6 protein-coding genes and 2 pseudogenes are annotated in these 9,674 nt (G+C 56.9%); 1 reads left to right on the top strand and 7 read right to left on the bottom strand.

Going from position 1 to position 9,674, the window contains the following annotated elements; all coding sequences use genetic code 11:
- Positions 1-136 precede the first annotated feature (136 nt).
- The 5 genes from ACR0JR_RS17785 to ACR0JR_RS17765 are packed head-to-tail and all read right to left on the bottom strand — an operon-like array spanning position 137 to position 7,094.
- Positions 137-2,767: a phosphoenolpyruvate carboxylase gene (locus ACR0JR_RS17785; protein WP_480457238.1), complete on the bottom strand. Its 2,631-nt coding sequence runs from the start codon at positions 2,765-2,767 to the stop codon at positions 137-139.
- Positions 2,767-3,738: a 2-hydroxyacid dehydrogenase gene (locus ACR0JR_RS17780; protein ID WP_480457241.1), complete on the bottom strand. Its 972-nt coding sequence runs from the start codon at positions 3,736-3,738 to the stop codon at positions 2,767-2,769. The genes ACR0JR_RS17785 and ACR0JR_RS17780 overlap by 1 nt, the downstream gene beginning before the upstream one ends.
- Positions 3,738-4,628 carry a succinate--CoA ligase subunit alpha gene (gene sucD / locus ACR0JR_RS17775; RefSeq protein ID WP_170543669.1) on the bottom strand — a complete coding sequence of 297 codons (891 nt, stop codon included), beginning with the start codon at positions 4,626-4,628 and terminating at the stop codon, positions 3,738-3,740. The genes ACR0JR_RS17780 and sucD overlap by 1 nt, the downstream gene beginning before the upstream one ends.
- Complete coding sequence (locus ACR0JR_RS17770; RefSeq protein ID WP_480457237.1) at positions 4,628-5,824, bottom strand: malate--CoA ligase subunit beta; 1,197 nt, start codon at positions 5,822-5,824, stop codon at positions 4,628-4,630. The genes sucD and ACR0JR_RS17770 overlap by 1 nt, the downstream gene beginning before the upstream one ends.
- Positions 5,825-5,852: 28 nt before the next feature.
- Positions 5,853-7,094, bottom strand: coding sequence for a pyridoxal-phosphate-dependent aminotransferase family protein (locus ACR0JR_RS17765; RefSeq protein WP_480457236.1), 1,242 nt, complete (start codon positions 7,092-7,094; stop codon positions 5,853-5,855).
- A 218-nt stretch (positions 7,095-7,312) separates the two neighbouring features.
- Here ACR0JR_RS17765 and ACR0JR_RS17760 point away from each other — a divergent pair, with 218 nt between their 5' ends.
- Complete coding sequence (locus tag ACR0JR_RS17760; protein ID WP_010443368.1) at positions 7,313-7,942, top strand: response regulator transcription factor; 630 nt, start codon at positions 7,313-7,315, stop codon at positions 7,940-7,942.
- 62 nt (positions 7,943-8,004) lie between these two features.
- On the opposite strand, the pseudogene ACR0JR_RS17755 reads toward ACR0JR_RS17760, so the two are convergent.
- Together ACR0JR_RS17755 and ACR0JR_RS17750 are read right to left on the bottom strand one after the other, a co-directional pair.
- Positions 8,005-8,690, bottom strand: a pseudogene (locus ACR0JR_RS17755) (HipA domain-containing protein).
- Between the two features lie 84 nt (positions 8,691-8,774).
- Positions 8,775-9,455: pseudogene (locus ACR0JR_RS17750) on the bottom strand (IS6 family transposase).
- Between the last annotated feature and the right edge of the window lie 219 nt (positions 9,456-9,674).

Here is a 9,674-nt window from a genome sequence, read left to right as displayed (position 1 = left end):
GCTCGATTTCATCGCGCTGGCGGCCCAATTCGGATGTGATCGAGCCAAATAGCTCGGGGTCACGATCGGAAAGGGATTGGGTGAAGAAACCTTGGGTGCGTTGCGGGGCGTTCACGTTGAAACCTCCTGAAAAGGGTTAGCCAGTCCAGCCAAGGCCAGCGGAAATGGCGTTCATGGATTGCAGCAAAGGCACAGGTACCGATCCTGCCTGCAGCTCGCTTCGCGCTTGTCGCAGCAGTTCGACTTGCAGTGCGTGAATGCGATCCAGTTCCGCCCGTTTTCGATCGAAGCGCTCGCGCAGGCGGGGAAAACGGTGGCCGATGGTCTGATCGCCGGTCAGAAACTGTACTGCTCTGCAGGCCCTTTCGTATTCCGCTTCGATTGCCTGCGATATGTTCTGGCGGATTTCCTCGTCACACACCAACTCGCCGTATTTCGCAGCGATGCTCATATCTGCCTGATAAAGCGATTTCTCCATCTCATCGACGGCGAGACGGAACAGACGGGAGTGCTTAAACATGTCCTGCAACACTTCATCACCGCGCGGGCCCCGGAATTTACGGAAGCTAGCCATAGCGGCCCCAAACCCGTACCAACCAGTGATCAGGTGGCGGTTCTGCGACCACGCGAAAACCCACGGAATGGCCCGCAGATCATCCAGACTGGCCGCGCCGAACCGACGGGTCGGGCGGGACCCGATTTTCAGACGGGCAAGCTCTTCGACCGGGCTGGCTTGCTGGAAATAATCCAGAAAGCCCGGCATCTGCAGAAGCGAGGCATAGGCCGTCTGCGACAGTTCCGACAGGGCATCCAGCGCGTCGTCGAACTCGGGCCGGGCTGGAGTTTCGCCGGGGTTGGCTGTATGGCGTAGCGTGCTTGAAAGCAGCAATTCCAGATGCGCCACAGCCGTCCCGCGGTTGGCATACTTGGTTGAAACAACCTCACCCTGTTCGGTCACGCGCAACCGTCCGGCAATCGTTCCACTGGGTTGCGCAGCTATGGCGCGTCCGGTAGGTGCGCCGCCCCGGCTGACCGAGCCGCCGCGACCATGGAAAAATGTGGCCTTGAAGCCTTGCGAGGCCAGTGCCGACACAATCCGGCGTTGGGCGCGCTCCAACTCCCATGTTGAGCAGAAATAGCCGCCATCCTTGCCGCTGTCCGAATATCCTAGCATCACCTCGATTACGTTACCGCCGGTTTTGAGACTGCGGCGGGCAAGTGGAACGCCCAGTACATCCAGAAGGATCGCTGGAGCGTTGCGCAGGTCTGCAATCGTCTCAAACAGTGGGACCACTGATATATCCAGAGTTTCGGATCCAAACCCGGCGTAGCGGGCCAGTAGGTAGACGCCGAGAATATCATCGGCAGAACGGGTCATAGACAGGATGAATGGACCGATTGCCTTGGGATCCGGCCCTGATCGCACGCTGTGGACCAACGTCAGAAGGGCGAGCAATTCCTGTGCCTGATCGCTCAGCGCGTCGCGGTTTTGATAAGGCAGGTTCTGATCCGACAATTCGGTTCGCAAACGGGCAGACCATTCGGCCGTGCCATAGTCCGGAGCCTGGCCGGATTGTGACCAGATTTCGGCCAGAACATCGGTTGTGACGGTCGAATTCTGGCGGATGTCCAATGTTGTGGTTCGGAACCCAAAAACCGTTGCGGCTCGGCGCAAAGGGCGGACATGCCGTCGTGCCAGAATATCGGCGTTGACCGCGCACAATGCGTTATCAAGCGCATCAAGATCACTCACAAATTGTGAGATGTGATCATAGCCGCCATCTGTCAGCCGATGGCGAATGGCATTAAGAGCTTGCCTAAACGGTTCGTTACGATTGCGGCCAGCTTCTGGAAACCGGTTGATTATTTCTTGTATACGCGCCCTATTGAGATCGGGCAGCGGCAATATGAGGGCACTGATACTCAGCCTGCTTGCAGCCTGTTCAAGGGCCTGACGGTAGAGGTCCAGAACCGTTTCACGCCCGCGTTGCAAAGCCACTGCGGTCATCTCGGTCGTGACATTCGGATTGCCATCCCGATCGCCGCCGATCCAGCTGTGAAAGCGGATATCGGGTGTTTCGTTCAGGGTCTTTCCCAGCATATGCAAGCAGGCCTGATCGAACCGATCCATGACCTGCGGGACGGCGTCAAAGATTGCATCCCGGAAGAATTGCAAACCCCACTCGATTTCATCGCGCAGGCTTGGGCGCGTCAGGCGAAGTTCACCGGTCAGCCACAGTAGATCGATCTCACCTTCCAGTCCTTTCAGCAATTCGGCGCGCTCGGTTGGGGTCCAGCGTTGCGTTTCAAGACTGACAAGGTTGCGATAAATCCGCCGGTGGATTTCCAGTACAGTGACCCGTTTGGCCTCGGTTGGATGCGCGGTCAGGGTGGGGCCAGCACAAAGATCAGCGGTCAGTTTTTCCATTTGGCTGTTTGTCAGGGACAGGTCGGACAACACCTCGGAAAACCCGCCTTCGACCGCTTCGGGGCCGCTATTGGTCTCGGCCAGGCGACGATCTCTGACTTCGGCGTTTTCGTCGATGATGCGCAACAGTTGGAACCAGATCGACAGGGCCTGCAAATACGGAGTCGCCTCGGGCCCGGCGGGAATAGGCTGCAGCGGCGAAGACTCGGCCCATGTCGCTACATGAGGCGCCCGTTTCAGCAAAATGTTCCGCCACAACACCCGCAATTCCGAACGCAAACCTTCGGCATAGTTCGAAGGTTCTGGGGTGGGCTGAATATTCCGCGCCAGTGCTTGCATCAGATCACCTGATCCCGTGGAGTGCGGCCCGCAAAAAAGTCGCTGAGATTGTCGAGTACACGGAACCCCATGGCTTCGCGGGATTCGCGCGTGGCGCTGCCCAGATGGGGCAACATCACCAGATTGTCGCACTGCAGCAGGTCCGGGCTGATCCGAGGTTCGCCGTCAAAGACATCCAGCGCCGCGCCGCCGATCGTGTCGAACATCAGCGACTGTACCAGAGCGTGCTCGTCCACAACTTCGCCGCGTGCGGTGTTTATAAGGAATGCGTCAGGCTTCATCAGGTCGAGCCTGCGCCCGTTGATCAGGTGCCGGTTCGTCGATCCTCCGGGGCAATGCAGCGAGACGAAATCGCATTGTGGCAGCAAGTCATCGACCGTTTCGACCTGTGCTGCATTGAACTGTTTCAGCACCTCGGCCGACACTGCGCTACGGTTCTGGAACAGAATTTTCATGCCAAAGCCGTGATGTGCGCGCCGCGCCATTTCCTGACCGATCCGTCCAAAGCCGATAATGCCTAGCGTCTTGCCGCTGACCTTCGTGCCGACAAGGTGGGTCGGACGCCAACCGGACCAGTCTCCAGCGCGCAATTCGCGCTCGCCTTCACCGGCGCGACGGGCAACCATCAACAGCAATGTCATGGCCAGATCGGCGGTACATTCTGACAGGACATCCGGTGTATTGGTCACGGTCATCCCAAGATTGCGCGCCGATGGTTCGCAGATATGGCTGTAACCGACGCCGTAATTGGCGAGGATTTTGGTCTGCGCAGCGGGTACGTCCAGCGCCTCGGCGCTGAGCGTGTCCGTAACCGTGGGCAAAACTGCGTCATAGCTTTTCAGCGCATCGCGGAATTCGGCCGGTGACATTGGTTTGTCTCGGGTGTTAAGTACAGCGTTGTAGTTCTCGGTCAACTGCGCTTCGACCGCAGCAGGCCATCGACGGGTGACAAGAACCGAAGGCTTGACCATCACGCAGCCTTTCCCATGACACGGGCGATTGTTTCACCGATGACGGCAGGGTTTTCGGCAACGGTCACACCGGCGGCGGACAGAATCTCGACCTTTTCCGATGCACTTTCACCGAAAGCCGAGATAATCGCACCGGCATGGCCCATAGTCCGCCCTTTTGGCGCGGTCAGACCAGCAACATAGGCGATGACGGGTTTCGAGATGTGATCGCGGATGTATTCAGCCGCTTCAGCCTCTTGCGGCCCGCCGATTTCGCCGATCATGGCGATAACCTCGGTGTCCTCATCCCATTCAAAGCGTTCGAGGATGTCACGGAATGAGGAACCGTTGATCGGATCACCGCCGATGCCGACGCTCGTCGAAACTCCGATACCGCGCTCCTTCAACTGCGCCGCAGCCTCATAGCCAAGTGTCCCCGAGCGGCCAATGATGCCGACATTGCCCGGCAGGTAGATATGCCCGGGCATGATCCCCAACAGAGCTTTGCCGGGGCTGATCGTTCCGGCACAGTTCGGGCCAGTCAGCACCATGCGCTTGTCCTTGGGATAGCGATACATGTAGCGCTTAACGCGGATCATGTCCTGAGCCGGAATGCCGTCGGTTATGCAAACGCAATAGCGGATACCCGCGTCGGCGGCCTCCATGATCGAATCCGCAGCAAAAGGCGGCGGGACAAACACAAGGCTTGCATCTGCGCCGGTCGCCTCGACGGCCTGTTTGACGGTGTCGAATACCGGAACGCCCTCGACGGTTTCGCCGCCTTTTCCGGGAACGACGCCGCCGACTACATTGGTGCCATATTCCAGCATGTCCTTGGTATGAAAGCGCGCCATGCGTCCAGTGATACCTTGCACGATAACGCGCGTGTCGCGGTCGAGAAGAATGCTCATTACACGGCCCTCATCTTGGTGTTTTGGGTCAGATCGTTCTGCCATGCGCCCACGGCCCGTTCGGCGGCTTCCATTAGCGTTGTGGCGCGGATGATCGGCAGGCCGGACTTGGCGAGGATCTTCTGGCCTTCTTCGACATTTGTCCCGGCTAGCCGCACAATAACGGGGATGTCGATTTCCAATTCGCGAAGTGCCTGCACGACACCTTCGGCAACCCAGTCGCAGCGATTGATACCGGCAAAGATATTGACCAAAACCGCCTGGACATTGTTGTCGGACAGAACCAGGCGAAAGGCCTTGGCGACACGCTCCGGCGACGCCCCACCTCCGATGTCCAGGAAATTTGCAGGCTCGCCACCCGCCAGTTTGATTGTGTCCATCGTGGCCATGGCCAGACCGGCACCATTCACGATACAGCCAATATTGCCTTCGAGACCCACGTATGAAAGCCCCCGATCCGCCGCGCGGCTTTCGCGCGGGTCTTCCTGGCTTTTGTCGCGCAGTTCGGCGATCTGCGGATGACGAAACAGGGCGTTGTCGTCAAAGCTCATCTTGGCGTCCAACGCCAGTACACGGTCATCCCCTGTAATGACCAGCGGGTTGATTTCGACCATGGTCGCGTCAAGTTCGCTGAACGCGGCGTAACAGCCCTGCAACGTCCGGACCATCTGCTGAACCAGACGGGGTTCCAGCCCGAGATTGAAGGCGATCTCGCGTGCCTGAAACTCCTGCAGCCCGACGGCGGGTTCCACGATTGAACGGACAATGCTGTCAGGGCGTTCAGCCGAGATCTCTTCGATCTCCATTCCACCTTCCGAAGAGGCGACGATCATCACGCGCTGGCTGGAGCGGTCCAGAACAAAGCCCAGATAGATCTCGCGATCGATCGGCACGGCGGATTCGACATAAACGCGGTAGATGCCTTTTCCTTCCGGCCCTGTCTGGTGGGTCACCAGCTTGCGCCCGAACATCTCGTCGCAGGCTGCGTGGATCTCGTTTTCGCTGTCGCACAGCTTGACACCGCCGGCTTTTCCTCGGCCGCCTGCATGCACCTGGGCTTTGACAATCCACTTGTCCCCACCCAGCTCACGCGCGCGGTAGGCCGCCTGCTCGGGGCTGTAGGCCAGCGCGCCGCATGGTATGGCAACACCGAAATTCGAAAGAACTTCTTTCGCTTGGTACTCATGAATATCCATCTGCATTCCTCCCGTTCATGCAGTGTGATCAGGCCGCAATCGACGTGCCGTATCGGCTTTCGAGCAGCGCCTCGATCTCCTCGAAATCGACGTTGCCACCAAGTTCTCGCATCGCGTCTGCGAACAAACGGATGATCTGACTAATCGCCTGGCGATTGAGTTGATTGAGGATGCCGATCCGGACCTGTACCGGTGCGCTGAGCGTCGGCCAGATGCCGAACCCACGCGCACGGCAATTCTGCACAAGCTCCATCTCGCGCCCCGCCAGTTCCGGTGGCAGATTAAGGACCAGAAGACTGGGCATGTCCGAGGTCACCTCGCATCCCATTGCGGTTACGGCGTCACGCAGCACCTTTTCGTGCGTGCGGTACGAGCCCGACCGCTTTGCCAATCCTTCAGTTAGCGTCAGACGAAGGGATTCATGGAAGGCGGCCACAGCGTACCCGGAATGGGTCCGGTGATAGGTGCCTTTCTCGACGTCCTCGCCATCAACGATGCCCCAATGGCGTGCCTCGAAAATGGGATTGTGGACATAGCTATATGCACCCGAAGATTTCAGGCTGTCGATGTAAGTATCCGTAAAGCTGACCGGTGCGTAGGTCAGCGGCAGACAGCACAGGCCCTTTTGCGGGCAAGATGCCCAGCCTGCGATGCCCGGGTAGTCATCAATTTGAAAATCCTCGACACCCAGAGACGAAACAGCGTCGATCAGACCCATAGCGCCATGGCGTTCACAAGCATCGGAGAACCCACGCAGATCATTTATCCGGCCAGAGCCCGTTTCCCAATGGGCCATGAACGCCCATTTTGGTCTATGCTCGGCCAGTGCAGCCTCGACCATTTCGCCGGTTACCGACTGACCATGCGGTACATCGATCACGGTGACGCTGGCCGCTTGCGGGTCCAGCGGGTTGGCGGCATGCTCTTCCGGTGTTGCTGCCTTGATCCTGAGGGTCAGTGTATCGATGCCTGAAAAGGTGCCGTTGTTGAATGCAACAACCTTGTCGCCGGGCATGACGGCCGAAAACATGGTATCCAGCGCGCTCCAACCGGTGCCCGCGACCGCGAAGGTATAGGTGTTCGAGGTGCCCCAGATCTCGCGTAGCATGAGTTTGCATTCGACCATGCCGCGCAAAACATCACCCTGCATATGGTCAGCTACCCCTGCGCTTGCGAATGCCTGCAGAACGCGGGCGTCGGTATTTCCCGGTCCCGGGCCGGCAGCCAAGGTCTGGGGGATTTTGAGCGTGGGATAAATCTGGGAATTCATTCGATCCTCCTTGATCATTGGGGTGTTCAGCCACACCCAAATACCGTGTTGTGGATCAGGAAAGCCTTGCTTGCATCGGCACGCAACGTAACTTACTACTGCTTTAGGACTTCTAATAGAATGAGGAAAAACCTACCCGTTTTGGCAAGAATACTAGAGTATACTAATTTTGAACCTATACAAATGGGTAGTAAGTTTGAATTTTGGATGTAAAATCAATGTCAGAGCTTCCGCAACAACCGATTGACGTTATGTTGGCCGACAACAATCCGCTGGTGTTGTCGGCCATGTCGGAGATTTTTGAACGTGATCCGCGATTCTCTCTAGTTGCCACATCAGCCACCGCCGAAGGGTTTCTGGGCGCGGTCATGAGGGTACCAGTCAAGGTTTGCGTAATTGCATGGAATTTGCCGGTTCTCGGTGCGGCCAAATTGATCGAAGTTCTGCGGGAACAGGAAAACGTACCCCGATTTGTCATCTATGGCGATGAGGTCGGAGATGTTCCGCGCCTTGCCATGCAGGCAGGCGCGGCAGGGTTCGCATCCCGGTCGGGTGAGGTTGAAGTATTGTTGGAAACTTGCGCAGACGTGGCGGCTGGTAAAATGGTGTTTCCGTTCATCGATGTACGGAAGATGCAGCAGGACCCAATTCACAGCCTTTCCCGCAAAGAGCGCGTTATCCTTGAAGCGCTGGCCAAGGGCCTATCCAACCGCGAACTTTCGAAGGACCTGCAAATCTCGACAAATACCGTCAAATTTCACCTGAGCAACATCTATGAAAAGCTCTCGGTTAAAAACAGGACGCAAGCGATTGCTTTCTACTATTCTTCTGGCGCAGCCTCAGATTAACCAAATTGCGCCTATGACCGAGCGTGGGCTAGCGATCGCGCAATACCGGTGCGTAAGTTAAACTATGTTAAAAGTGGAAGCATGATCTGCTGATCATACCGCATGAAAGGCAGCCGTCCGACGTCGACCGCCATCGCAAGACGCATCTGATTTTGGCGAAATTGACCGTCATCTACGGCTTTCTGGGCGTTCAGCACATCATAGCGCGGGGTCATGCGAAATCCGCCTGGACGCAATGCAACGCTGAAATTCTTGGCGTGCCCGTCTGTCGCTCTTAAGAGCCAAAACAGCACCTGTGTGCGCAAGAAGGCGCGTTGATCTGCCTCGGGGCCATCATCACTGCCCGCTAGCAACCCGACGCTTTCGTTGATCCTCGGCCCACCGTCTATTTGGTATTTCTGGCTAGGCGGGAATGTGAGCGCTTGGCAAAAGTCTTCCTGTGGGAGGCGGATCAATCGACCATCCTTGGCCCAACGCCGATCAAACCGTGTCACAACAAGGCTCCGCACGTCCTCGAAGTCGGCAATACCTCCATTCCCATGACGCGACAAAAGCTCATGCAGAAATACTCGTTCTCGACGCTGTCGGATAAATCGATCCCTGCGGGCAGAACAATAAGCTGTGTTTTGAGGATATGGGTTGTAGGGGTGAGCCCAGACGGGCGGATACACGCGCCATCGTAGCGCAGCAGCGCCGTTTTCTCCTGCGCCCTTGCTATGGAAATGCGGAAGTCGTCGTCTGCGTCCAAGCCAAGGGGTGCGCTCGCAAGGTCGCGCAGGGTTCTGTTGCAATCTTTTGGGAACGATGAACTGTTTAAGCGATATCAGGGGAGCTAAGCGGCCAGTGCTGCGAATTGACGAAACGGACAGATTCCGGGCGTGAACTGACCCTTGCGGATCATGTTCCCGACTTCGACTCCGTCCAGCGTCACGGACGCGGATGCGAAGGCTTTGAACCTCAGCAGCGGGCGTGTTCACTTCTTGATGAAACGGTGGTCCTGCTCAACGATATTGTTCAAGTATTTCCGTCTGACCATCTCAATGGGGATCGGAGAGCCAAAGCTCTTAAGCATCTTGTTGATGGTCTTAATGCCTGCGGTGTTGGCGCCGCTTTTGTCGATGACGATCTTTCGAGGCAGGCCATTGGCTTCCAGCATTCGGGCGAAGAACTTGGTGGCAGCTTATTTGTTGCGACGCCGGGATAAAATGAAATCTAGTGTCTTGCCGTGTTTGTCGACGGCTCGGTAGAGATAGACCCACGCGCTTTTCACTTTGATGTAGGTCTCGTCCATTCTCCAGGAACGGTCGCACGGCCTTTTTCGTCTACGCGCTGCTTCTGCGATTGCAGCGGGATACAGTGTGACCCAACGGTTCAGTGTGGTGTGATCAACCGATACGCCTCGTTCGCGCATGATCTCTTCAAGATCTCGGTAAGACACGCCGCGTCGAACATAGAAGAACACAGCAAAGAGGATGACATCCTTCGGATATTGTGCGCCTTTAAAGGAGATTATGAATAGACTTTCGACTTGATAATTCTGAAGGTCATTCACCTGTTGGTGGCGCGAGCGTCAATGGCTAAAAGTTTGCAACAGATCCCCGAGATGGTCGTTCGTCGAATTGTGGTGAGCAACCGCACTGCCGACAAAGTCGCCTTCAAAGGCAAAATATAAAGCGCGTGCCGCTAATCAACCAGTCGCGTAAATCTAGAATGCGAAGGCAAAAGTCGGAAT

Source organism: Ruegeria sp. AA3, from assembly GCF_056542905.1.
The sequence above is the reverse complement of the archived record's forward strand: the minus strand, read 5'-3'. Positions and strand labels throughout refer to the sequence as shown.